The organism is Mesorhizobium sp. WSM4308 (assembly GCF_002294905.1).
Classification (GTDB): Bacteria; Pseudomonadota; Alphaproteobacteria; order Rhizobiales; family Rhizobiaceae; genus Mesorhizobium.
Map to the genome: position 1 here is coordinate 140240 of NZ_NSFW01000018.1, position 23284 is coordinate 163523.

19 protein-coding genes and 2 tRNA genes are annotated in these 23284 nt (G+C 63.2%); 8 read left to right on the plus strand and 13 right to left on the minus strand.

The features are described 5' to 3' along the window. Positions 1-61: 61 nt before the first annotated feature. The 4 genes from nagZ to CK227_RS28750 all read right to left on the minus strand — a co-directional run bounded on the left by nagZ (position 62) and on the right by CK227_RS28750 (position 7761). Positions 62-1081 (minus strand): beta-N-acetylhexosaminidase, encoded by a 1020-nt coding sequence (nagZ, locus tag CK227_RS28735; protein ID WP_095772860.1) that lies wholly within the window; start codon positions 1079-1081, stop codon positions 62-64. Between the two features lie 151 nt (positions 1082-1232). Then, positions 1233-4625 (minus strand): SPOR domain-containing protein, encoded by a 3393-nt coding sequence (locus tag CK227_RS28740; protein WP_095772861.1) that lies wholly within the window; start codon positions 4623-4625, stop codon positions 1233-1235. Between the two features lie 103 nt (positions 4626-4728). Further along, complete coding sequence (argS, locus tag CK227_RS28745; protein ID WP_095772862.1) at positions 4729-6486, minus strand: arginine--tRNA ligase; 1758 nt, start codon at positions 6484-6486, stop codon at positions 4729-4731. Between the two features lie 60 nt (positions 6487-6546). Further along, positions 6547-7761 (minus strand): deoxyguanosinetriphosphate triphosphohydrolase, encoded by a 1215-nt coding sequence (locus tag CK227_RS28750; protein WP_095772863.1) that lies wholly within the window; start codon positions 7759-7761, stop codon positions 6547-6549. A gap of 76 nt (positions 7762-7837) precedes the next feature. On the opposite strand from CK227_RS28750, the gene erpA reads away from it, so the two are divergent. The 4 genes from erpA to CK227_RS28770 all read left to right on the plus strand — a co-directional run bounded on the left by erpA (position 7838) and on the right by CK227_RS28770 (position 9793). After that, positions 7838-8185, plus strand: a complete 348-nt coding sequence (erpA, locus tag CK227_RS28755) for an iron-sulfur cluster insertion protein ErpA (protein WP_019858570.1) — start codon at positions 7838-7840, stop codon at positions 8183-8185. A gap of 4 nt (positions 8186-8189) precedes the next feature. After that, positions 8190-8582 (plus strand): VOC family protein, encoded by a 393-nt coding sequence (locus tag CK227_RS28760; protein WP_095772864.1) that lies wholly within the window; start codon positions 8190-8192, stop codon positions 8580-8582. A gap of 7 nt (positions 8583-8589) precedes the next feature. After that, complete coding sequence (gene xth / locus CK227_RS28765) at positions 8590-9384, plus strand: exodeoxyribonuclease III (RefSeq protein WP_095772865.1); 795 nt, start codon at positions 8590-8592, stop codon at positions 9382-9384. A gap of 91 nt (positions 9385-9475) precedes the next feature. After that, the gene (locus CK227_RS28770; protein ID WP_179296429.1) at positions 9476-9793 is read left to right on the plus strand and encodes a hypothetical protein; all 318 of its coding nucleotides are present in this window, start codon (positions 9476-9478) and stop codon (positions 9791-9793) included. 47 nt (positions 9794-9840) lie between these two features. Here CK227_RS28770 and CK227_RS28775 read toward each other — a convergent pair whose 3' ends face one another. From CK227_RS28775 to CK227_RS28785, 3 genes are all read right to left on the minus strand, one after another. After that, the gene (locus tag CK227_RS28775) at positions 9841-10671 is read right to left on the minus strand and encodes a tetratricopeptide repeat protein (RefSeq protein ID WP_095772866.1); all 831 of its coding nucleotides are present in this window, start codon (positions 10669-10671) and stop codon (positions 9841-9843) included. Next, entirely contained in the window at positions 10658-12382 is a 1725-nt protein-coding gene (gene ilvD / locus CK227_RS28780; protein WP_095772867.1) for a dihydroxy-acid dehydratase, read from the minus strand. Before ilvD ends, CK227_RS28775 begins: the two co-directional genes overlap by 14 nt. Before the next feature lie 290 nt (positions 12383-12672). Then, the gene (locus CK227_RS28785; RefSeq protein WP_095772868.1) at positions 12673-13920 is read right to left on the minus strand and encodes an OmpP1/FadL family transporter; all 1248 of its coding nucleotides are present in this window, start codon (positions 13918-13920) and stop codon (positions 12673-12675) included. An 80-nt stretch (positions 13921-14000) separates the two neighbouring features. On the opposite strand from CK227_RS28785, the gene CK227_RS36400 reads away from it, so the two are divergent. Then, positions 14001-14261 carry a hypothetical protein gene (locus CK227_RS36400; protein ID WP_143750542.1) on the plus strand — a complete coding sequence of 87 codons (261 nt, stop codon included), beginning with the start codon at positions 14001-14003 and terminating at the stop codon, positions 14259-14261. An 18-nt stretch (positions 14262-14279) separates the two neighbouring features. Here CK227_RS36400 and CK227_RS28790 read toward each other — a convergent pair whose 3' ends face one another. Then, positions 14280-17063, minus strand: a complete 2784-nt coding sequence (locus CK227_RS28790; protein WP_095772869.1) for a valine--tRNA ligase — start codon at positions 17061-17063, stop codon at positions 14280-14282. 266 nt (positions 17064-17329) lie between these two features. On the opposite strand from CK227_RS28790, the gene CK227_RS28795 reads away from it, so the two are divergent. Beyond that, a complete protein-coding gene (locus CK227_RS28795; protein WP_095772870.1) occupies positions 17330-17962 on the plus strand; it encodes a VOC family protein in 633 nt (210 codons plus the stop codon). A gap of 59 nt (positions 17963-18021) precedes the next feature. On the opposite strand, the gene CK227_RS28800 is transcribed toward CK227_RS28795, so the two are convergent. The 5 genes from CK227_RS28800 to CK227_RS28820 all read right to left on the minus strand — a co-directional run bounded on the left by CK227_RS28800 (position 18022) and on the right by CK227_RS28820 (position 22331). After that, positions 18022-18846, minus strand: a complete 825-nt coding sequence (locus CK227_RS28800; RefSeq protein WP_095772871.1) for a PopZ family protein — start codon at positions 18844-18846, stop codon at positions 18022-18024. A gap of 305 nt (positions 18847-19151) precedes the next feature. Beyond that, positions 19152-20552, minus strand: coding sequence for a TolC family outer membrane protein (locus CK227_RS28805; protein WP_179295841.1), 1401 nt, complete (start codon positions 20550-20552; stop codon positions 19152-19154). A gap of 165 nt (positions 20553-20717) precedes the next feature. Continuing rightward, positions 20718-21386: a protein-L-isoaspartate O-methyltransferase gene (locus tag CK227_RS28810; protein WP_095772872.1), complete on the minus strand. Its 669-nt coding sequence runs from the start codon at positions 21384-21386 to the stop codon at positions 20718-20720. A 91-nt stretch (positions 21387-21477) separates the two neighbouring features. Beyond that, positions 21478-21551: transfer RNA gene (locus CK227_RS28815), tRNA-Cys, on the minus strand. Between the two features lie 492 nt (positions 21552-22043). Continuing rightward, entirely contained in the window at positions 22044-22331 is a 288-nt protein-coding gene (locus CK227_RS28820; protein ID WP_095772873.1) for a hypothetical protein, read from the minus strand. A 220-nt stretch (positions 22332-22551) separates the two neighbouring features. Here CK227_RS28820 and CK227_RS28825 point away from each other — a divergent pair. Next, a tRNA-Asn gene (locus tag CK227_RS28825) sits at positions 22552-22626 on the plus strand. A 400-nt stretch (positions 22627-23026) separates the two neighbouring features. Next, positions 23027-23242, plus strand: coding sequence for a hypothetical protein (locus tag CK227_RS36405; RefSeq protein ID WP_142876333.1), 216 nt, complete (start codon positions 23027-23029; stop codon positions 23240-23242). Positions 23243-23284 lie beyond the last annotated feature (42 nt).

The following is a 23284-nucleotide window of genomic DNA, read 5'->3' on the forward strand; positions in this document are numbered from 1 at the left end:
GTGCGGCCTTCGCGGCCTTGCCTTCCAATGTTTCCGCCACTGCCTCTGTCACTTCCCTTGGTTAGGCCACCGCATCGAAATAGGTGGCGAATTCAGCGCGTATCTCGGTTTCCTCTACCGCGTCGCGTTTCCTTATATAGGTCAGCGCCCGCTTTGCACGCTCCAGCGACTTGCCTTCAAGCCCCGTGGTGCGCGACGCAATGCCCGCCATCTCCTCGAAAACGCCGTTGCAGTGAAGGACCAGATCGCAGCCCGCCGCAAGGATCGACGCCGCCTTTGTCGGGAAATCCCCAGAAAGTGCCTTCATCGAGGTGTCGTCGCTCATCAGGAGCCCGTCGAAGCCGATGTCGCGGCGGATGATCTCGTCGATGACCTTGCCGGACGTCGTCGCCGGGTTCTTGGGGTCGATGGCGCTGTAGACGACATGCGCCGTCATCGCCATCGGCAGGTCGTTGAGCTCTCGGAACGGGGCAAAGTCATGCCGCTGCAGGTCGCTGAGCGACGCGTCGACCGTCGGCAGCTCGAAATGCGTGTCGGCAAAGGCCCTTCCATGCCCCGGAATGTGTTTCATCACGGGCAGCACGCCGCCCGACATCAGGCCTTCGGCGGCGGCACGGCCGAGCTCGATGACCGCGCGCGGCTCCTTGCCGTAGGCACGTGCGCCGATGACGTCGCTGGCGCCTTCTATCGGCACGTCGAGCACCGGGAGGCAATCCGCGGTGATGCCGTAGCGCAGTAGATCGAAGGCGTGCAGGCGCGCCATCAGCCAGGCAGCACGGGCACCGGCCTCATGATCGTCGCGCCACAGCGCTCCAAGCGCCCCGCCCGCAGGGTAGTTCGGCGCCAGCGGCGGCCGCAGGCGTTGCACCCTGCCGCCTTCCTGGTCGATGAACACCAGCGCGTCCGGCCGCCCGATACAGTCGCGCATCTCGGCGACGAGATCGCGGATCTGCTCGGTCTCGCCGATGTTGCGGGCAAACAGGATGAAGGCCCACGGGCATTCATTGCGATAGAAATTGATTTCTTCGCGGGTGAGCGATTTCCCGGCACAGCCGAGGATCATGGATTTTGATTCGGTCATGCCAGGAGTCTAGGGCTTCGCGCGGCCAAAGGGAATCGTCTGGAAATACATGCGGTCCGACGCCCGAAATGCTTCCACATGAAAAAGCGCTGGGCGTATGAAAAAACCGGCGCGACCTTGGGCCGCGCCGGCTTTGATTGGTTGAACGCGTCTAGCGCGACACGAAGCAGTTGCCGCCGGCGGCCTTGTAGCTGGTGCACAAATTGATAGCATCGTTGCGTGACTGGGCCACAACGCGGACGCGGTAGAACGTGCCCTTGCCGGCTATCTCGGCCTTGACGATGTTGGCGGTGCGGCCGGCAAGCACGCTGCCATAGCGGCGCTGCAGATCTTGGTAGGTCGACTGGGCGCTTTCCACCGTCGGCTGCGAAGCAACCTGCATCGACCAAGAACCGCTGCCGGTAGCCGTCGTTGCCTGGTCGATGGAGGCGACCTGATCGGGCTTGACCTCGCCGACGACGTCGACGGGCTGGTCGGATGGACGCTGCGGCGCGATCGCAACCTTGGCCGGAGTATTGGCCGACTGCGCCTTGGCCGGTTTGGCCGCCGGCTTGAGGGCCGGCTCATCGCCCGATTGGGCCGCGGCGGCCGCCACGGTGCCGGTCTGGTCGGCATCGGCGGACGGCGCGACGTGCTGCGGCGCCGGATCGCTCGGTTCAGCGGCCGCCACCTGCGGCGCGGCCGGCGCCGGATCGTCGCGCGGCACCAGCGAGCCGTCCGATTTGACCACCATCGTCCTCACCTTGCGCGGTGCGACGGCGACGACATCGGTGTTGTTGCCCTTGTCGGTATCCTGCAGCACCTGCGCGATGCGATCCTCGGACTTGGGCGCTGGCGCCGCATTGTCGGTCGGCGCAAGATTGCCAGCCGGCGCCGCACTGGCGGTCGGCGCGGCATTGCCGTCATCGGCTCCGCCGACGACAGCACCCTGGCCGGCAGAAGGATTGACGGCACGGGCCGGATCCTTCGCCTGCACATCCACGGGAACCTCGGTGTTGGTGACAAGCTTCTGCTGCACCGGTTCGGCGGGCTTCGCGCCCTTGACCACCGCGTCGTAAACCTTGTTGTCCTGGTTCGGCACCACGGTGCCGCCCGGATTTTCCGGCTTGACCTTGATCGGCGAATTGTCGGCCTTGACGATCACCGGCGCTTCGCTGCCGCCCTTGCCGCCGAAAGACAGCGCAAAGGCGCCAAGACCGCCAGCGACCGCCACGGCACCGACGATCGCCGCGATGAACAGGCCACGGCGGCCCGACGGCCTGGCCGCTTGCCGCTCGCCGAGACCCGGAACGGACATTGCTTCGTCCAGTTCAGGATCATAGTCGAGCTCATCGACGGTGAAATCGTCCGCCTGCGAGACCGGCTGGCTGCCAGGCAGACTGTCGAGATCGAAGCCGTCGGCGGCGTCGGCATAGCCGGTGTTCGCTGCAGCACGGGCGGGCATTTCCGCCGGCCGCGCCGCATAGGTCCGCGCTTCCGGCTGAAGGGCCGGTTTGACCCCGCCATAAGCCGGTTTGGGTTCTTCGTACGCCGGCGCATGATAGGCCGATTTGAATCCGCCATCAAAGGATTCATCGGCATAGGCAGCGCTGCTTGCGGGTGCGGCTGCAGCAGGCGCGACCTCCACCGAATTCATTTCCGTCAGAAGGCTGGCGAACTCTGCGTCGAGATCGTCATAGCCTGATGCGGCCGGTTCATCTTCCTCGAAATGCAGTTCCGGGATGTCGAGATCGTCCGCCAGCGCCACGACGCGCTCCGGCACATCGACCGTTTCGACATCGGGCATCTCTTCGTAGCGCGACGACTGTCGCGGCTGCGGTGCGGATGCGGGCGCCGCATAGGGCGCGGCCGCAACCGGCTCGGGCGCGCGGTAGGGCGGCACCACAGCCGCCGCTGGGGCCATTTCAGGCGCGGCGGTCCTTGCCGTCATCGAAGCGGCCGGCTGCGCCGCGAATGCCGGCTGTTGGGGAACCGGTGTCACGCGGCTCCACGAACGGGTCGGCTCGGTCGGTGCGGAGCGTTCGGCCAGCCAATCGGGGGAATCGGTCTGATCCTGCCGCCAAGCTGCCTCGTCGCGCGGATCGAGATCCCCGGCCAAGGCCGCGTCGAACGCATCATCGTCGAAATCGATGTCGCTATGATTGGCGGCGTCCGCGCCCAGATCCTGGCCGTGAAGCTCATCGAGCGGCAGATTGTCGAGATCGGCATCGGCGGCGTGAGCCGCGCTGGAGGCATGCGGATCCTCGGTCGCATGTTCGTCGAGATCCCAGTCGAGATCGGCAGGCTCCTCGGCGGCCTTTGCCGGCGCGGGAACATACGACTGAACGGGAGCAGCGGCCGGCTGAGCCGCAACGGGTTGAGCGGCGGCGGGCTCGGGCTCGGGCTCGGGCTCCTTGGCCGACGGCGGCGTGCGCGCCGTCATGGCGCCCAGAAGTGCGTTCAACTCGTCTTCGAGGCTACGCTCGTCCGCCACGGGGGCCGGCGCCGGCTCGGCCATGACGGCTGCCGGCGTTGCCGGAGCTATCGGCTGGACCGCGGCAGCGGCAACCTCGGCGACCGGCTCTTCGGCAGGCTCGGCGAACGAGTCGTCCAGGTTGAGATCGAAATCATCTTCCGAAACGGCTTCGGAGCTCGAGAACTCGTCCATCGCATCCACGGCATGAGCGGGCACTTCGTGCGCTTCCGCCGCATCAAAGGCCACCGGCTGGTCCGCCTGAACCTCAAAATCCATATCGACATCCGCCATGGCGTCGTCGAAATGCCCCTCGAAATCCTCGTCGGCGATCGCCTGGGTTTCATTCGCGGCGGCCAGCACCGGCTCCGGATAGTCGACCGCGGCCGCATGGGGCTGATCCGCCGAATGGTCGTCGAGCATCAGCTCGTCTTCGAGCGAAATCGCGACCGCATCGTCGAATTCGTGCGCGGCGGCCGGCTCGACAGCCATCGGCACTTCGGCAACGGCATGCTGGGGCTCGACGGCTTCGTCCTCGATCTCGGCGGCATGGTCCTCGACGTGGAAATCCTGGTCGAGCGAAGCGGCAAGCTCGTCTTCCATCGGCAGGTCGTCCTCGAAGGGCGAAACGTCTTCGAGCGAACTGGCGACGGCATTGTCGAAATCGGCGTCGAAGGCAGGCTCGACGGACGGCGCGGCTTCGGCAGCGCCAGGGTTGGCATGGCTGGCGACGAGCCCCTGCTCGTCGGCACCCGCGAGGTCCAGATGGAAATCGTCGTCGAGCGACAGCGCAAGATCGTCGTCGGCCGCGTCTGTGGCAGCCGTTTCGAATGCCGGCTCATGAGCCTCGACAACCGGAGCGGCGACACTGTCGCCAGCGTCGAACTCGCCCATCAATTCCTTTTCGAGGTCGATGTCGAAATCGTCCTCTTGCACGGGCTGACTGGCAACAGCGGCCTGCGGCTCGACCCGCGCCTGCGGCTTGACTGGCTGGCGTGGGTCGAATCCCATGATCCTGGTCAGTTCCGCGAACGGATCATCGTCAGTGATGTCGTTGTTGTCGGCTACTCTCAGCTGGGTTCTGTCTGCCATTATTGTTCCCGAACTCGCACTCATTCGGACGCCATGGACGTCGCGCAGGGTTGGCCCTTACCAGCGCAATGTGGGCAAAAGGTGACAGGTTTTTTAGTCAAACCTAACGCATTTCGGTGGGCGCAGCGGCTCCGATCAACGTCAGGCCGGACGTCAGAACGTCCGAAACAGCCTGCACCAGCCCTAGTCTGGCATGCGTCAATTGTCGGTCGTTAACCTTAACAAAACGTAAGTCCGGATTATCCGTACCCCGGTTCCAGTGTCCGTGGAAACTGGAAGCCAGGTCATAAAGGTAAAATGCCAGCCTATGCGGCTCCAGCGCAAGAGCCGCGGATTCGATCAGGCGTGGATATTCGGCGAGCTTGCGGATCAGGCCGATCTCGCCCTCGTCGGTCAGCGAAGCCGCGGCGGCAGCCAGGCTCTTGCGATCGAAATTCGCTTCGCCCAGCTGCTCGCTTGCCTGCCGGAACACCGAATGGCAGCGCGCCGAGGCGTACTGCACGTAAAACACCGGATTGTCCTTGGACTGTTCGGTCACCTTGGCGAAATCGAAATCGAGCGGCGCATCGCTCTTGCGATACAGCATCATGAAACGGATGGCGTCGCGGCCAACCTCCTCCACGACTTCCCGAAGCGTCACGAAATCACCGGACCGCTTCGACATGCGAACCGGCTCGCCCTCACGAAACAGCTTGACCAGATTGCACAGCAGGACGGTTAGTTTGACCTCGTCACCGGCAATGGCCCGTGCCAGCGCCTCCAGCCGCTTGACGTAACCGCCATGGTCGGCGCCCAGCACATAGATCAGATCGACGAAACCGCGATCGACCTTGTCCTTCAGATACGCCACGTCGGCGGCGAAATAGGTGAACGCGCCGTCGGACTTGACCAGCGCCCGGTCCATGTCGTCGCCGACCGCGGTCGAGCGGAAAAGCGTCTGCTCGCGGTCTTCCCAGTCGTCCGGCTTCTCGCCCTTGGGCGGCGGCAGCTTGCCCTTGTAGATGTGGCCCTTCAGCGTCAGGTCGTTGATCGCCGAACGGATTTTCCTGGCATTGTCGGTATGCAGCGTGCGTTCGGAGAAGAACACGTCGTGATGCACGTTGAGCAGCGCCAGATCCTCGCGGATCATCGCCATCATCGCATCGATGGTGCGGTCCTTGACAATGGCCAGCGCCTCGTCATCGGGCATCTGCATCAGCGAACGGCCGAACTCCTTGACCAGCGCCTGACCAACCGGCACCAAGTAGTCGCCGGGATAGAGCCCGGCCGGTATTTCGCCGATGTCGTCGCCCAGCGCTTCGCGGTAGCGAAGGAAGGCCGAGCGCCCGAGCACATCGATCTGCGAGCCGGCATCGTTTATGACATATTCCTTGGTCACTTCGTAACCGGCAAACGCCATCAGATTGGCGAGCGCGTCGCCGACAACGGCGCCCCGGCAATGGCCGACATGCATCGGCCCCGTCGGGTTGGCCGAGACATATTCGACATTGGTTTTCCGGCCGGCGCCGATCGTCGAGCGGCCGTAATTGCGCCCCTCGCCCAGAAGCGCCGACAGGTGCGCCTGCCAGAAGCCGTCCTTGAGCCGGAGATTGACGAAGCCGGGGCCGGCAACCTCGGCGGCGGCGACATCCTTGTCATCGCGCAACGCCAACGCCAGCCTTTCGGCTAGCGCGCGCGGGTTCTGGCCGGTGGGCTTGGCCAGCACCATCGCCGCATTGGTCGCGAGATCGCCATGGCTGGCGTCGCGCGGCGGTTCGACGGCAATGCGTGAAAGGTCGGGCGAAACGCCGTCCTTGTCTTTCAGATCAAGCGCTTCGACAGCCTTTGTGACTCGCGCGGTGAAATCGGCGAAGATGTTCATGGGTATTGCTCTGGCGGTTTAGGCGAATCCGGCTCATTGGCCGGCAAAATCGCGCTCGCCCTAGCTCAAATCCGGGGTGCGGTCAAACAAACGCCTGTGTTCCTTGAGCGCATAGGTGTCGGTCATCCCTGCCAGGAAATCGGCGACGCTGCGCGCCTTGATGCGATCCTCGGCCCGGTCCAACCCCTCGCGCCAGCCATCGGGCATGGCGCGCGGGTCGGCGAAATAGACGTCGAACAGGTCCCTGACGATCTGCTCGGCACCGGCGCGCACCCGCATCACCTCCTCGTGCCGGTAGAGGTGCTTGTAGAGAAAGGCCTTCAACTCCTTCTCGGCCGCGGCCATCTCGGCGGAAAAGCTCACCATCGTCTCGCCCGCCGCCCTCACCGCGTCGGCGCTGCGCGGCCCGACGCGTTGCAGATTTGCCGTCGCGGCAACGATGACATCCTCGACCATGGCGGTGATCTGCCGCCGCATCAGTTCGTGACCGGTGCGCACGTCATCGAGCCTGGGATAGCGTTGGCGCACGTCCTCCAGGATCTTCCCCGGCAGCGAGACGGTTTTCAGCATGTCGAGCGTCAGCAGCCCTGCCCGCAACCCGTCATCGATGTCATGCGTGTTGTAGGCGATGTCGTCGGCGATCGCCGCGCACTGCGCCTCGATGCCGGCGAACCGGTCGAGTTCGAGATCCTGCAGCTGCGAATAATCGCGGATCGCTTGCGGCACCGGCCCTTTCAGCCCCTTGCCACTGGCATCGGTCAGCGGGCCATTGTGCTTGACCAGGCCCTCCAGAGTCTCCCAGGTCAGGTTCAGCCCGTCGAATTCGGCGTAGCGCGCCTCCAGCCGCGTCACGATGCGCAACGACTGGGCGTTGTGGTCGAAGCCGCCCCAGGCCGCCATCTTGTCGTTCAGCGCGTCCTCGCCGGTATGGCCGAAGGGCGTGTGGCCGAAATCATGCACCAGCGCCACCGCCTCGGCGAGATCCTCGTCGCCACGCAGCGCCCGCGCCAGCGCACGTGCGATCTGCGCCACCTCGATCGAATGGGTCAGCCTTGTGCGATAATGGTCGCCTTCATGGGCGATGAAGACCTGTGTCTTGTGCTTGAGCCGCCGGAACGCCGTGGAGTGGATGATGCGGTCGCGGTCGCGCTGGAACGGCGTGCGGGTCGGGCTCTCGACCTCGTCGAACAGCCGCCCGCGCGAGCGCGCCGGATCGGTGGCATAGGCCGCGCGCGGCCGATAACCGAACCCGATGTCGCCCAACTCATTGGTCATGGCTGATGCTGCCGCAGTTGACTTGGCCCCTTGCGCTTCATACCTATCATGTGAAACCGAAAGCAAGGTGACGCCGATGGGCGCTGATGCCAAGACCGCCATGAAAGTGGACATGACCGAGGCCGCCGCCAGGCGGATCGCCAAGATTGTCTCTGGCGAGGCCGGCAAGACGGCGTTGCGCGTGTCCGTCGAAGGCGGCGGCTGCTCTGGATTCTCCTACAAATTCGACCTGGTCGACACGCGCAACGATGACGACGTCGCCATCGAGAAGGACGGTGCGACCGTGCTGATCGACGATTTGTCGCTGGTCTATATGGGTGGCTCGGTGATCGACTTCGTCGACGATCTGATGGGTCAGTCCTTCCAGATCCGCAATCCGAACGCGGTCGCCTCCTGCGGCTGCGGCACGAGCTTCTCCGTCTAGCGGCATGCCGGCCATCGGCGCGGTCCGTCAGGTCGCGCTGTCGGCCGGACGCAATCTTGATTCGACGCTGGCCTTCTGGCGCGATGTGCTCGGCATGGCCGCTCATGCCCGCTACGATCCGCCGGGCATCGCCTTCATCATGGCCGGCGATGTGAGGCTGCTGTTCACCGACGGCGTTCCGGCCGGCATAGTCTATCTCGACATAGCGGGCATCGAAGCCTTCCACGCCGAGGCGAAAGCCGCGGGCGTCCCCTTCACCGCACCACCGGCGCTCGTGCATCGCGATACCGAAGGCACCTTCGGACCACCGGGGGAAAGCGAGTGGATGGCCTTCCTAAAGGATCCCGCAGGCAATACGATCGGCCTGGTGGAACGCCACCCGCCGCAGGAAGAATAAGACCGTCATGAAAATCGTCACCTGGAACATCAACGGCATTCGCGCCCGCATCGGCAACCTGACCCACTGGCTGACCGAGAGCGCGCCCGACATCGTCTGCCTGCAGGAGATCAAGACGGTCGACGACCAGTTCCCGCGCGCCGAGATCGAGGCGCTGGGCTACAATGTCGAAACCCATGGCCAGAAGGGTTTTAACGGCGTGGCGCTGCTGTCGAAGCTACGCTTTGACGAAGTTATCAGAGGCCTGCCCGGCGACGACACCGATGAGCAGGCGCGCTTCATCGAAGGCGTGTTCTCGACCGACAAGGGCGCGTTGCGCGTCGCCTCGCTCTATCTGCCGAACGGCAATCCGATCGATGACGAAAAAAAATTCCCCTTCAAGCTCTCATGGATGGCGCGGCTGGAGCGTTGGGCCGAAGAGCGGCTGAGGCTGGAAGAGGCGCTCGTGCTGGCCGGCGACTACAACGTCATTCCCGAGCCGATCGACGCGCGCTTTCCGGAAAACTGGCTGGGCGACGCGCTGTTCCAGCCGCAGACGCGGCAAGCCTTCCGCGGGCTGCTCAACCTCGGTTTCACCGAAGCGGTGCGCGCGGTCACCGATGCACCCGACACCTACACCTTCTGGGACTATCAGGCCGGCGCCTGGCAGAAGAACAACGGCATCCGCATCGACCATCTGCTGCTGTCGCCGGAGGCCGCCAACCGCTTCTCGTCGGCCTCGATCGAAAAACATGTGCGCGCCTGGGAAAAACCATCGGATCACGTCCCGGTGGCGATCGACCTCGCTCTGCAGCCGGCCTGACCGGGAACCCTTCGGCCGGCGAATTGCCCCGGCCTGTGTCGCCACAACGACGTTGTATCGCCACAAATCGGGCGCATGATGGAAAATCATCATGGCGGCCGGGGTTCCCGTGACCATTCGATTTTTTGCTTGTCCGATCGGCTTGGCATTTGCCACGGCCACCATGGTGCCGGCCTTCGCCGCCCCCGAATGTCTTGCCAATGGAAAATCCTATCCGGTCGGTCAGGTGGCCTGCCTGACGGTGGCCGACCAGAGCCACCTGGCGCGCTGCGAGATGGTGCTCAACAACACATCCTGGACGAAGATCGGCGACAGCTGCCCCGGAAACACGATGGCGCCGCACCTGCACGTCACGCCGATCTCGACGCCCGCGCCAAGCATGGTGCCGACGGAGCCAACCGAGAATTGATTTTTTCGCCTAATTAATCTCCCCGTGGAGGAGAGCGGCAGACGACCTTACTGGTCTGCGTTGGTGGTGCCCTTGGTCAGGATGTCATCGGCCAGCGAAATCGCCGTGCGCCGGTCGGCTTCGCCTGCGGCGGCGAAAGCCTCTTCCTGCATGCCGCGGATCCAGGGCTGGTCGGCAGGCGACGCGCGCTCGAGTGCGGCGGTCATCATCGCCAGGCCGCGAACGATCTTGCCGCTCTGGAACAAGAGATGGCCAAGCGTCGCCTGCGCGCCGGCATGGCCCTTCTCGGCGGCGAGCTGGAACCAGCGCCCGGCCTGCCTGACGCTGGCCTTCACGCCACCCTCGCCCTTGAGGAACATCTGCCCCATCTCGAACTGGGCGTTCGGGTTGCGGTAGTTGGCGGCGGCGCGCATGTAGTATTCCTGGGCCGCCACCTCGTTCTCGGTGACCGGGCTGCCGGGAATGCCCTTGCGCAGGTAATCGCCGAGCGCCACCAGCGCGTCGGAGACGTAGCTCTCTTCCGGCGAACCGGGCTCGACGTCCTGGTCGACGATCTCGGAGAAGAACTTGAACGCCTCATAGTCGTCGCGCGCCACGCCGTCGCCCTCGGCATACATGCGGGCAAGTTTCCAGGTGGCGCCGATCTGGCCGTTTTCGGCGGCGTATTTATAGGCTTCGGCGGCCTGTTCCTTGTGGCCGTTCTTGTAGGCGGAGAAACCGAACTGGAATACCGCCCAGGGGCTGGACTGCGGCTTCACGCCGGTCTTGTCGTCGAACACCTTGTCGTCGAAGGCCAAAGCCTGGCCCACGGCGCCAAAGATCGCCGCAGCGACCAGTGCCGGAAGGACAGATGACCTCAACAACTCAGATATCCGCATAGCAGTGTGTTTCTTTCGCACCGCCCGGATGGGTGACCGCGCCATCCCTGGCCGACCCGACCGTCTGTGCGTATTTCCATATCGCGCCCGACTGGTAGTCGGTCGTGCGCGCCTTCCATGTCTTGGCCCGCGCCGCCAGTTCGGCCTCCGACAGTGCCACTTCGATCGTGCCGTTCACGGCGTCGATCGAAATCACGTCGCCATCCCGGATGAGGCCGATCGGGCCGCCCACCGCCGCTTCCGGCCCGACATGGCCGATGCAGAAGCCGCGTGTCGCGCCCGAGAAGCGGCCGTCGGTGATCAGCGCCACCTTGCCGCCCATGCCTTGGCCGTAGAGCGCTGCCGTCGTCGACAGCATCTCGCGCATGCCGGGACCGCCGCGCGGCCCTTCGTAGCGAATGACCAGAACCTCGCCTTCCCTGTAGTTGCGATGCGTCACCGCCTCGAAACATTCCTCTTCCGAATCGAAGCAGCGCGCCGGGCCGGAGAATTTCAACTCCGCCATGCCCGCGACCTTCACGATCGCGCCTTCGGGGGCAAGGTTTCCCTTCAAGCCCACGACACCGCCGGTTTGGGTAATTGGTCTGTTGGCCGGGCGGACCACATCCTGGTGTTCATTCCAGGAAACGTGCTCCATGTTTTCGGCCAAAGTGCGGCCAGTGACCGTCAGGCAATCGCCATGCAGATAGCCGTGATCGAGCAGCGTCTTCATCAGGAGCGGAATGCCGCCGGCCTCGAACATGTCCTTGGCGACATATTTGCCGCCAGGCTTGAGGTCGGCGATGTAAGGCGTCTTCTCGAAAATCCTTGCGACGTCGAAGAGATCGAATTTGATGCCCGCCTCGTGCGCGATCGCCGGCAGATGCAGCGCTGCATTGGTCGAGCCGCCGGTGGCCGAAACCACGGTCGCCGCGTTCTCCAACGCCTTCAGCGTGACGATGTCGCGCGGCCGGATGTTTTTGGCGATCAGCTCCATGATCTTTTCGCCGGAGGCGAAATTGAAGCGGTCGCGCATTTCGTAAGGGGCCGGCGCACCGCAGGAATAGGGCAGCGCGAGACCGATCGCCTCGGCGACGGTCGCCATGGTGTTGGCGGTGAACTGGGCGCCGCAGGAACCGGCCGACGGACAGGCCGCCTGCTCGATTTCGAGCAGCTCGGCATCGCCGATCGTGCCGACCGAGTGCTGTCCGACCGCCTCGAACACGTCCTGCACGGTGATCTGCCGGCCGCGATAGCTGCCGGGCAGGATCGAACCGCCATAGATGAAGATCGACGGCACGTTGAGCCGCACCATGGCCATCATCATGCCGGGCAGCGACTTGTCGCAGCCAGCGAGGCCGACCAGCGCATCGTAGCAATGGCCGCGCATGGTGAGCTCGACCGAATCGGCGATGACCTCGCGCGACACCAGCGACGACTTCATGCCCTGGTGGCCCATGGCGATGCCGTCGGTGACGGTGATGGTGCAGAATTCGCGCGGCGTGCCGTTGGCGGCGGCGACGCCCTTCTTGACCACTTGCGCCTGGCGCATCAGCGAGATGTTGCAGGGCGCGGCTTCGTTCCAGCAGGAAGCAACGCCGACCAGCGGCTGCGCGATCTCGGCGGCCGACAGGCCCATGGCATAGAGATAGGACCGGTGCGGCGCACGCGCCGGACCGACAGTCACATAGCGGCTAGGGAGCTTAGCCTTTGAAATGACCTTGGCGTCCATTCTCATCCTTGCCGCGGGCGGTGCGGCCTGCCCCGTCGCCGAGCCTTTTGGCGCGTGTCCCGAGACAGGTTCGAGGTGCGCCGGGTTTATGGCGGGAAATGGGCAATTTCCCCGACCTGACTTCTAGCGCGGGGGTTGTTCAGAAAGTGTTGCCAAAACGTCACAATCGCAGCGGGCGATCCCAGTGCGGCTTATATACAACGCAGCTTGGATACCGGAGGCACCGACGATGTCGGTTGCAAACAAAAAGGCCGAGCATTGCCCGGCCTTTTTGTCGAATTCTCAAAAGGTTAGAACTTGATCTTGATGCCGCCGGAAATTGCCGTGACCAGATCGTTGCCGAAGTCGTAGCTGACGTCATTGCCGGCCACATAGCCGTTTTCGCCATTCACTGTCCCAGAATGGCCGCTGGTCAGCACGCCGATCGCACCGGCCAGACGAACCTCGATATTGGGCTGGGGCGTATAGGCGACGCCGCCACCCACTGTCCAGGTATCGGTCTGTGAGCCATATCCGTGTGACGTGCCGCGATCCCATGAAAGCTGGCCGGCCGCACTCCACTGATCGTTGAACTTGTGACCGATTCCGCCCGTGACAGTCCAGCCGTCGCGATACATCAGATCCAGCGAGGTGATCTGGCCTGAATGCAGAGCATCACCCGTAACGCAGGCCGCCGAAGGAGTGCCGACCACGCAAATCGGAACACTCTGCAGCAGGCTCCAATTGACCCACTTCAGCGAGCCGAAGGCAAGCCAGCCGGGAGCAATGCCCGATTGCAACTTAAACTCGACCGTGTCCGGCATGTATTGTGTCGAGCCATAGATCGGCAGCACGACACTGCCGACATGCGTCAGGTCCAGCGTGCCCGAGATATTGTCGAGCTTGACCCGCGAATTGTAGACGAGGCTGGCGCGCAGCGCGATGTCAGGGATTTCATAGGCAAGGCCGGCGCGCCAGCCCCAGCCGGTCCCTTTGAGATCAACCTGACCGGTGCCCTGGAAACCCGGTACCAACGGCGACACCAGGTCTTTCTTGAAACCGTAGACTTCCTGGTAATACACGCCGCCGATGAAGCGAATCTGGCCTTTGCCGGCATCCATCTTGTAGGAGCAAGTCGTCGCGTAGTTGTTGCTCTTGATATCGGTTTCCATGTTGGATTCGGCGCCGGCCCACAGACCCGGGTTGGTGTGCGCGCCCCAAGGCTGGGAATAGTCGAACATACAGTCGACACCCTGAACGATCTGCGCCTTGACGCCGATGCGCGGCACCCAGTAGCTCTCGCTGTCCTTCGCCGTGCTGCCCAGGAATGTCAAATTGCCGTCGAGCGGGTTGGTATCCACCGCATTCTTGAGCTTGCGCTGCGGCATAACATAAGTCGATTCCGCTTCCGTTGCGAACGGCGCCGGATCGAACAGAAGATCGATATCGTAGCCGCCACGCTCAATGCCGCCGGCATGCGCCGAACTCATCGCCGTCCCGATCAAAGCCAGCGAAAAGCACCCTGCCCCCAGCAGTGCTTTCAGTCGCACAATAGTCATGAATGTCCTCCCCGAATTCGAGTGCATCAAGCTAGAACCAATTCGGGTTAACGGTGCAATAACGAATTCTTGGAGCGTACATGTACATGCTTGCCAAACGCATTTCCGACAAAATGCGGATAGGCACCGCAAGGCCGAAAAACGGCCAGACGCGTGCTTATCCGACCGAAAAATGGGAAAGATTCGTTCCAAAAGGCTTAAAAATAGCTCTTTTCACGGGCTTTCGGCCCCATTGTTACATTATGGCAACAATGGGGCTAAAACTTCCGTTTACGTCAAAATTAACGCAACGGAATGCCTACTTTCGAGGCAAAAAGGGCCGTCATTTTAGAGACGGCTAAAGTCCAGCGAATCTATCCTCAACCGGCATCGCGAACCCTGGTCAACGCCACCGAGAGCTTGTCCTGCGCGTCGCGATATTCGGCGAGCTTTTCGCGCTCGGCGTCGACGATCTCGGCCGGCGCGCTGGCGACAAATCTTTCATTCGACAGCTTCTTGTGCAGGCGCGCGATCTCCTCGGTCACCTTGGCCAGTTCCTTCTGCAGCCGGGCAGCCTCGGCGGCGAGATCGATCAGGCTGCCGAGGGGCAAGCAGATCGTCGCCTCGTTGAGGACGATCTGCGCCGCGCCCTTGGGCGCCGCGTCGGCCAACGAGATGTCGCCGACGCGGGCCAGCCGCTTGATCGCCGAGTCCTCGCGAACCAGCCGCTCGCGCGTCACATCATTGGCGCCGACCACGACCAGCGGCGCGATCGCCGCCGGCGGCACGTTCATCTCGGAGCGCACCGAGCGGATGCCGGACACCAGGTCGACCAGCCAGTTGATGTCGGCGGCGGCATCCGCGTCCTCGAAGTCCGGCGACGGCCAGGCGGCGTGACACAACAGCGAATCGCGCTCCTTGCCCTCGCCCGCCGTCTGCGCCCACAGCTCTTCCGTCATGAACGGCATCATCGGATGCAGGAGCTTGTAGATTTCGTCGAGCACGAAGGCGACGCAGGCGCGGCTCTCGGCCTTGGCCGCCTCGTCCGTGCCTATGAACACCGGCTTCAAGAGTTCCAGATACCAGTCGCAGAACAGGTTCCAGACGAAACGATAAGCAGCTCCTGCCGCTTCGTTGAAGCGGTATGAGGTGATGCCGTCGGTGAGCTCGCGCGCTGCCCGCGTCAACTCGGTCAGGATCCAGCGGTTGACCGCAAGCTTGGCGTCATTCAGCCAGAAATCGTCGTTGCGCGCGACTTCGTTCATCTCGGCAAAGCGCGTCGCGTTCCACAGCTTGGTGCCGAAATTGCGGTAGCCGGCGATGCGCGCCGGGTCGAGCTTCACGTCGCGCCCTTGCGCCGCCATCACGGTCAAGGTGAAGCGCAACGCATCGGCGCCATATTCATCGATGAGGTCGAGCGGATCGATGACGTTGCCTTTCGACTTCGACATCTTGGCACCGTTCTTGTCGCGCACCAACGCGTGCACATAGACGGTGTGGAACGGCTCCTCGTCCATGAAATGCAGGCCCATCATCATCATGCGGGCAACCCAGAAGAAGATGATGTCGAAGCCGGTCACCAGCACGTCGGTCTGATAATAGGTCTTCAGTTCCGGCGTCTGGTCCGGCCAGCCCAAAGTCGAGAACGGCCACAGCGCCGAGGAGAACCAGGTGTCGAGCACGTCCTCGTCGCGGGTCAGTATCTCGCCCGGCTGGAAGTTTTCCAGCTTGTCCTCGACCCAGGCCTTCCACGGGCCTTCGAGCGCCAGGTAATATTCGATCGCCGCGCTCAACGCCTCTTCCTCGGTCTTCTCGACAAAGACGCGCCCGTCAGGCCCGTACCAGGCCGGGATCTGGTGGCCCCACCACAGCTGGCGCGAGATGCACCAGGGCTGAATGTTCTCCATCCAGTCGAAATAGGTCTTTTCCCAATTCTTCGGCACGAAGTTGGTGCGGCCTTCGCGCACCGAGGCGATTGCCGGCCTGGCCAGTTCCGCCGCGTTGGCGTACCACTGCTCGGTCAGGAACGGCTCGATCGGCACGCCGCCGCGATCGCCATGCGGCACGGCATGGCGATGCGGCTCGACCTTGTCGAGGAAGCCGCCTGCTTCCATCAGTTCGACGATCTTCTTGCGCGCGACGAAGCGGTCGAGCCCATCAAGCTCGTCCCAGACGGCCTGGCGCTCCGGTGTCGCATCGAGACCGGCGAGGAAATCCTCATTGTCCTTCAACTTGATGGCGGCTTCGATGGTCAAGATGTTGATCGCCGGCAGCTTGTGGCGCTTGCCGACCTCGAAGTCGTTGAAATCATGCGCCGGCGTGATCTTGACCGCGCCCGAACCCTTTTCGGGGTCGGAATACTCGTCCGCCACCACTGGAATTTTTCTGCCGACGATCGGCAGCACGACGTTCTTGCCGACCAGATGCCGGTACCGCTCGTCATCCGGATGCACGGCCACCGCCGTATCGCCCAGCATCGTTTCCGGACGCGTGGTCGCGACCGTGATGAAGGTTTTCGGATTCTCCGGATCGAAGGTCTCGCCCTCCAAGGGATAGCGGAAGTGCCAGAGATTGCCGTTGACTTCCTGCTGCTCGACCTCGAGGTCCGAGATCGCGGTCAAAAGTTTCGGGTCCCAGTTCACAAGGCGCTTGTCCTTGTAGATCAGCCCCTCCTTGTAGAGCGCGACAAAGACTTCGAGCACGGCCTTGGACAGGCCTTCATCCATGGTGAAGCGTTCGCGCGACCAGTCGGCCGAGGCGCCGAGCCGCTTCAGCTGGTTGAAGATGGTGCCGCCGGATTCGGCCTTCCACTCCCACACTTTCTCGATGAACTGTTCACGCGTGAGGTCGCGGCGATGGATCTGCTTCTCCATCAGTTGCCGCTCGACCACCATCTGCGTGGCGATGCCGGCATGGTCCATGCCGGGCTGCCACAGCACGTTCTTGCCGCGCATGCGCTCGAAGCGCACCAGAATGTCCTGCAGCGTGTTGTTGAGCGCATGGCCCATATGCAGCGAGCCGGTGACGTTGGGCGGGGGAATGACGATGGTGAAGGCTTCGGCGCCCTCTTCCGCCCCGGCGCCGGCGCGGAAGGCGTCCGCCTCTTCCCACACTTTGGCGATCTTCGGCTCGACGGTCTTTGCGTCGTAGGTCTTTTCAAGCATGGGGAAACGGTCCGCGCTGTCGGGATTTTTGCTGGTTCGGTGTAAATCGGAAGGTCTTGGCCAAGTCAACCGCAAGGGCCGCCTCGGTCCATGAGAAGCAAATAGGTGTGTCCGCGTTCATTTCAACGGAAGGTCGTGGCGTTCGGCAATCGCACCTTGACCGCCAGCCGTCGCAGCCATACCGTGCGGGCGCTGCAGTAGGGCGCATCGGCTTCCAGCCGGAGGGGCATTGCCCGCCTACGCCACCTCAACTCCACAATGCGCCCATGCCGACCCTCGAACACCACAAGAAACAGGCCAAGCTCTATCTGAAGTGGCATCGCGAACGGTATTATCCCGTCGCCGCTGCGATTGGATGGCTCCTGCCGCGTTTTCACCATCTCAGCGACGGCCAGATCCTCGATCACGGCTTCAAGCTTGCCGATGCCCAGGAACTCGTCGCCAGGAAGTCAGGTTTCGAGAGCTGGCAGGCGCTGAAGGAAGGCCTTCAAACCGTGACCGATCATTTAGCAACCGACGCCGCAAAACCGCATCTCGCCTTTGCCGAGCCACAGCTCTTTGTCTGCGACATCGTAGCGGCCTGTAGTTTCTACCGGCAAAAGCTCGGCTTCGAGACGCGCTACACCTATGGCGAGCCGCCCTTCTACGCCCAAATCATCCGCGATGGCGCACGGCTCAACCTGCGCCATGTCGACAAGCCTCCACTCGCCGCCAGTTCGACCGATGACCTACTGGCGGCGACGATCGTTGTCGACAACATCAAGGCTCTATTTCTGGAGTATCAGGCGGCCACGGCCCCGTTCCACCAGACATTGCGGACCGAACCCTGGGGCGCCCGCACCTTCATCGTCAAAGACCCCGACGGCAACCTCATCTGCTTCGCGACCAGCGCTGGCTGACCTCATCGACAAAAACGCCGCCTCATGGGCGGCGTTTCGAGAGTGATCGTTGGAGGAGATTACTGCGCGCCGCGCGCGACGCGCTCGATCTCCTCGCGCACCAGGCGCTCGACCAGCGTCGGCAGATTGTTGTCCAGCCAGTCCTGCAGCATCGGCCGCAGCATCTCCTCGGCCATCTCGTCGAATGTCTTCTTGCTGCGGCTGGCAAAGGCGTCGGACAGCTCGCCGAAGGCCGCCGCGACCTGCCGGCCCGCATGTTCGGAAAGGATTGCCGGGCGCGCCGCGGGCCCATCGCTTGCCGCCGCCCACGCCTGAGCGGCGTCTGCAGGAACCTCGCTCGAAGACGGCCGTTCGAACGCAGCCTCCACCACCGGTTCGCTCGTCGGCGTCTCGGGTTGGGCGACCGGCTTGCGGATCGCTTTCGCCTGCTCCCCGACCGCCGCGATCTCGCGCCGCCAATCGGCAACGATGGCATCGCTTGTCGCGCTGGCCTGCGGGGCGGCCGGCGCTTCGGTCGTGGCGGCGGGCGCCGGCTCGGCGGCGATCCTGGCGCTGACCTCGGCCAGCGTCATCGACGGCTTGAGCGGCACGGGATCGGCGCGCGTCTGCGATTCCACGCGCGCGATCACCGGCTCGGGCGAAGGCGCCTGGACTTCCGCGAGCGCGCCCGGCTTTCTGGTTTCGGGGGCTGCATGCAGCTCGGCGCGAAATGCATCGACATCGGTGGCGGGAGCCTCGCCCGGCGACGGCTCCAGATCCTGCCGCAGCTCTTCGGCCTCGCCCGGCTGCTTGCGACCGTTGTCGCTGTCCTCGATGATCCTCCTGATGGAAGCCAGTATCTCTTCCATGGAAGGTTCGCGCTGTGCGCTGCTTGCCGTTGCCATCGTCACATCCGCCGCCCTTGTGACCTGTTAGTTCTTTCGCTCCGGCAGAAGCCGGATTCGAATCATGGCGACAGCGTAACCGACGGATCGCGGCACGAGAATCCCCAATCTGGGGACATGTGGGATTTCAACAGATTAGAAGCAATTCCGAGAAAAGTGTGAAAACGGGTTTCCTGGGGAAGGCGCGCCGCGCGCTCCCTTCGGAATCGCGCAAGTGCAAAGAGACAGGCGCAACTCCGAAGCAGAACCGGTTTTCAAGCAAGGTTGCGCTCGGACTGGCCCGACATAAGTCGGGCCGCCGGCGCTTAGCGGCCGTCCGGCGTGCGCAGGCCGATCCATTTGTCCTTGACGGCGTTGTAGTGCTCTTCGGGCTTGTACTTGGTGACCTGCAAGGCAAGCCGGTCGACCGACAGGCGACCCATCGCCGACAGGATGGCATAGCTCGCCACCACCACATCGTGTTCGGAATTGGCCTGGTTGATCTTCGCGGTGATGACGGCGGCCTGCGCGTTGAGGACGTCGAGCGTGGTCCTCTGGCCGACATTGCGCTCTTCGATGACGCCGTTCAGCGCCAGTTGAGCGGCATCGATCACCTGCCTGTTGGCCGAGACGCTCTGCTGCGCGGCGGTGTATTGCGACCATGCCGTGGCAACGGCCTGGCGAACCTGGTCGCGGCTGACGTCGACCTGGATGCGGGCCTGGCCAAGCGATTCCTTGTTCTGCCGCACGACCGCCGAGGTCCGCCCGCCCGAATAGATCGGAATGGTCAGCGTCGCGCCGATATTCGCCGAGGTCGAATTGCCGTTGGTGCCCGAGATGTCTGGAATGGCCTTGCGGTAGTTTTCCGAGATGCCGGCCGACGCCGACAGTTGCGGCAACAGCGCGCCCTCCGCCGACTTCACCGAGAACGCCGCCGCGTCGACCAGATGTTGCGTAGCGAGAATGGCCGGGTGTTCGTTTGCCCCGATCGCAATCGCCGCATCGAGGCTCGACGGCAGCAGCCTGCCCAACGGCGAAGCGGGCTTGAGCTTGCCCGGCTCGTCGCCGACCACCTGGTGGTAGGTTGCGGCGCTGGCCAGCGCCTGCGCGCGGGCGGCACTCAGCGAGGCCACCGCCGAGGCGCGCGACGCATCGGCCTGCGCGACGTCGGTGCGGGTACCTTCGCCAACTTCGAAACGTGACCTCGCCGCACGCGCCTGCTCGGTCAGGAACTGCAGGTTCTGTTCGGTCAGCACCGCGATCTGCCGATCGCGGATCACGTCCATATAGGCCGTGGCCGCGCTGAACAGCGTGTTCTCTTCGCTGTTGCGCAGGCTCTCGACCGACGCCTTGACCTGGGCTTCAGCCGCCGCGACGTTGTTTTTCGTCTGAAAACCGTCAAACAGCGACTGGTTGATCTGAATGCCGTAGCCGCCGCTCGTCAGCTTCGAGTTGCCGCCGCCATTTGCCTGGCGCGTGTTTGTATAGTCGATGGAAGCCGATCCCGTAATCGTTGGGCGCCAGCCTGATTTGGCGATGGCCACGCCTTCGTCGGTGACGCGCACGCCGGCGCGGGATGAATTCAGCGTGGAATTGTATTGATAGGCCTTGGCGAGCGCGCCGGTGATGGTTTCCGCCGACGCGGTTAGTGGGGACAGCGCGGTCGCGGAGACGAGGACGGCGGCAAAAAGGGTCTTGGATACAGACGGCACGAGTACATCCCTCATTCGTTTTCCATGGGAACTTCGCCGCGCCAGCTTCTCGTCAGAGCAGCCGGAGTGGCGTGTTTCGTTCCCTGTCACTCGGTCCCAAAGTGCCCCCAGTCTGGGATTAGCAACGATTGTTCAAATGTAAGCGACCATGACAAAGCCTCTGCTGCAAGGCTAAATCATTCAGAATTCAAAAGCATGCTCACGTTCGAATCCCGGTAGTGGCTTAATTGCCGCATTAAATGCCCTTCTCCCGGTTACAACCCCCCCAGCCTTGAAAAAAAGTCGCGCCACGCCGGAATTGCCACGCCCTTCGACCGCGACGAGTCGGCCGCCTTCGGCGAGCTGATCGAGCAATGGCGCCGGCACTTTCTCGACACTGCCGCCGATGAAGATGACGTCATAGGGTGCCTTGGCCGCATGGCCCTGCGCCAGCGCACCCTGGACCACGGTCACATTGCCGCAGCCAAAGCCGGAAAGGGTCGATGCCGCGGTTTGCGCCAGCGCCGAATCGCTTTCGAGCGCCACGACCGACCTCGCCAGCCGCGACAGGATGGCCGAGGCATAGCCGGTGCCACAGCCGACATCGAGCGCCGAATCGGTCGCATTGATCTCGGCCAGCTGCATCAGCTTGGCCAGCGGCGATGCTTCCATCAGATAGCGCGCGCCATCGGCGCCATCGGCAATGCGGATGTCCTCGTCGATATAGGCGAGATCGCGCTGGCGGTCGCCGACGAAAACCTCGCGCGGCACGGTAAGCATGGCCTCCAGCAGCGGGGCGCTGGTCACGTCGGTGGTGCGAACCTGACCGTCGACCATCTTGACGCGAAGCTCGGAGAAATCAGCGCTCATGTTCCAACCAATCCGCTTGCCGCGCCAGAACCGCGGTTCATTTCGATGAGAACGTCAGGCTCCGGCGCTGAGCGCGCGGGAGCCCGGGTATTGGAGGCCTCGCCCGGAATCGAACCGGGGTGCAAGGATTTGCAGTCCTCTGCGTAACCACTCCGCCACGAGGCCTCGTTGCTCCCGGCGTTCCACCCGGTTCCAATAGGTTGCGGCGAAAATGGCGTCAAGCGGCCACCACGCATTCCGCGCGGTTTCCTCTGCAAGAATCCGACCCTCCACATCGAGCGCCGTGGCCACGGTGGGTCACGGCGAATATTAGACGATCATTAAGTATAGCAGCAGATCACGAGAAACTCCACGCCCTCGCCACCGTTGAGAAACGAGGAGGACTTCGCCATGCGACCGGCAGCGCCGAACACCGGAAGGAACGCCTGGGACGGCTTGTCGCGATCAGCACGCGAGGCATTGCTGCGCCATGCCATCGACTGCCTTGCGATAGATGGCACCGCCAGGCTTTCGCCGCGCGACCGCGCGCGTCTCGCCTCGGCTGCCGCCGTTCTCAGGGAAATCCGCGAGGATTTGGAGAGAGGTGGGAACCGAAAAGCGGATTCGCCAAAATCCGAAACACGAACAAGGGCATGACGACGCGGAAGGATGGCACGGTCAAAGGCCCGGCTTGGTACCCGTCGTTCCATCCGGCCGACGCCGCCGCTCCCACCAAACGACGAAGCGACGCCGGTGGCGTCGCACCATGGCGAATTCATAGGAGAGCACCAGCAATCCGATCGGAACCATCCAGAAGCCGAGGATCGGCAGAAAGCCGAGAATGCCGCCGATGGTCAAAAGAATGCCGATCGTGATTCTGAGGCCACGCGATTGCGGCATGGTGAATTCGCGCCCGAAAATCGAGATCTTTCGTGCCGGTATCCGGTTTTCGTCTGCTGCCGTCATCGCAATGGCTGCCCATCTGGTCGCTCGAAAAAGCCTATTTACGAAAGCCGCGACCGCCGTTTCGGTTCCGCGCCTATCGCCAAGACGGCTAATATGAGGGCGGACGCCGCCGATTGCGAGAAACCGTCGCGCGAAAAAGTCTCGGAAAAAAGCGAAATGCTTCTTTGCAAAGCCGAAAGGTGTTTGCTATAGGCTGCGCCACTTGCTGAAGAGCATCCGTTCCCCGGTAGCTCAGTGGTAGAGCAACCGGCTGTTAACCGGTTGGTCGCTGGTTCGAATCCGGCCCGGGGAGCCAAACATTTCCAAGCACTTGGCTATGATGTCTGCGTGAGCGCGAAATTGCGCTTTTGCCTTTGGGGCTATGTCTGGGGCAATAATTGCGAGTCTCCCGTCGCTTCCGGTCGTGATGTTGCTTTCGCACGCGTTCCTGCGCGACTATCCAACTTTCAGTGAAAGGGGCCAGCGCGATGCCATCCAAGGTTTGGAATGCCGTCGCGTCTGGGGCAGTTGAGGTCGTCGTCGGGATCGGCGGGACCCTCACCACCGCCTTTCGGTATGCCGCCAGTCAGTCGAGAAGCGTCTGAACGGCCTCCTGGACCGCGCCATGGGCCTGATTGCGTCCTTCGTTCGCATGTTTCTACAATATTAGCATGGACGCATATACTTGCCATGCGGCGCCTGGAGCGGAGACCCAAATGGGCGGCTATAAGGCCTGGCATGATGCTATTCACGACCATCAGGTCGAAAGTTTCGCTTCGGAGAACGGTTTGACTGCGGACCTGGTCTGGGAGTTGATCCTAAAACACGGTAACAGCCGCAAGGCCGTGATCAAAGCTGCGCAGGGTCTAAAAGGTGATGTCAGGCGACACGGCCGATCAGCACCCTGCCCGCCGACCCGCCCCGGACGATGAGCGTGGCCCGACGAAAGCAATAGCCGGCTTGCTCCAATAAGC

Bases quoted from the DNA above. Each gene is read 5' to 3' on its own strand.
- CK227_RS28790 (WP_095772869.1), bottom strand. From the start codon at position 17,063: ATGCTTGAAAAGACCTACGACGCAAAGACCGTCGAGCCGAAGATCGCC.
- CK227_RS28810 (WP_095772872.1), bottom strand. From the start codon at position 21,386: ATGAGCGCTGATTTCTCCGAGCTTCGCGTCAAGATGGTCGACGGTCAG.
- CK227_RS28770 (WP_179296429.1), top strand. From the start codon at position 9,476: ATGGCGGCCGGGGTTCCCGTGACCATTCGATTTTTTGCTTGTCCGATC.
- CK227_RS28775 (WP_095772866.1), bottom strand. From the start codon at position 10,671: ATGCGGATATCTGAGTTGTTGAGGTCATCTGTCCTTCCGGCACTGGTC.
- CK227_RS28785 (WP_095772868.1), bottom strand. From the start codon at position 13,920: ATGACTATTGTGCGACTGAAAGCACTGCTGGGGGCAGGGTGCTTTTCG.
- nagZ (WP_095772860.1), bottom strand. From the start codon at position 1,081: ATGACCGAATCAAAATCCATGATCCTCGGCTGTGCCGGGAAATCGCTC.
- CK227_RS28800 (WP_095772871.1), bottom strand. From the start codon at position 18,846: ATGGCAACGGCAAGCAGCGCACAGCGCGAACCTTCCATGGAAGAGATA.
- CK227_RS28760 (WP_095772864.1), top strand. From the start codon at position 8,190: ATGCCGGCCATCGGCGCGGTCCGTCAGGTCGCGCTGTCGGCCGGACGC.
- CK227_RS36405 (WP_142876333.1), top strand. From the start codon at position 23,027: ATGGGCGGCTATAAGGCCTGGCATGATGCTATTCACGACCATCAGGTC.
- CK227_RS28750 (WP_095772863.1), bottom strand. From the start codon at position 7,761: ATGACCAATGAGTTGGGCGACATCGGGTTCGGTTATCGGCCGCGCGCG.
- CK227_RS28740 (WP_095772861.1), bottom strand. From the start codon at position 4,625: ATGGCAGACAGAACCCAGCTGAGAGTAGCCGACAACAACGACATCACT.
- CK227_RS28805 (WP_179295841.1), bottom strand. From the start codon at position 20,552: ATGAGGGATGTACTCGTGCCGTCTGTATCCAAGACCCTTTTTGCCGCC.
- xth (WP_095772865.1), top strand. From the start codon at position 8,590: ATGAAAATCGTCACCTGGAACATCAACGGCATTCGCGCCCGCATCGGC.
- erpA (WP_019858570.1), top strand. From the start codon at position 7,838: ATGGGCGCTGATGCCAAGACCGCCATGAAAGTGGACATGACCGAGGCC.
- CK227_RS28795 (WP_095772870.1), top strand. From the start codon at position 17,330: ATGCCGACCCTCGAACACCACAAGAAACAGGCCAAGCTCTATCTGAAG.
- CK227_RS36400 (WP_143750542.1), top strand. From the start codon at position 14,001: ATGTACATGCTTGCCAAACGCATTTCCGACAAAATGCGGATAGGCACC.
- argS (WP_095772862.1), bottom strand. From the start codon at position 6,486: ATGAACATCTTCGCCGATTTCACCGCGCGAGTCACAAAGGCTGTCGAA.
- CK227_RS28820 (WP_095772873.1), bottom strand. From the start codon at position 22,331: ATGACGGCAGCAGACGAAAACCGGATACCGGCACGAAAGATCTCGATT.
- ilvD (WP_095772867.1), bottom strand. From the start codon at position 12,382: ATGGACGCCAAGGTCATTTCAAAGGCTAAGCTCCCTAGCCGCTATGTG.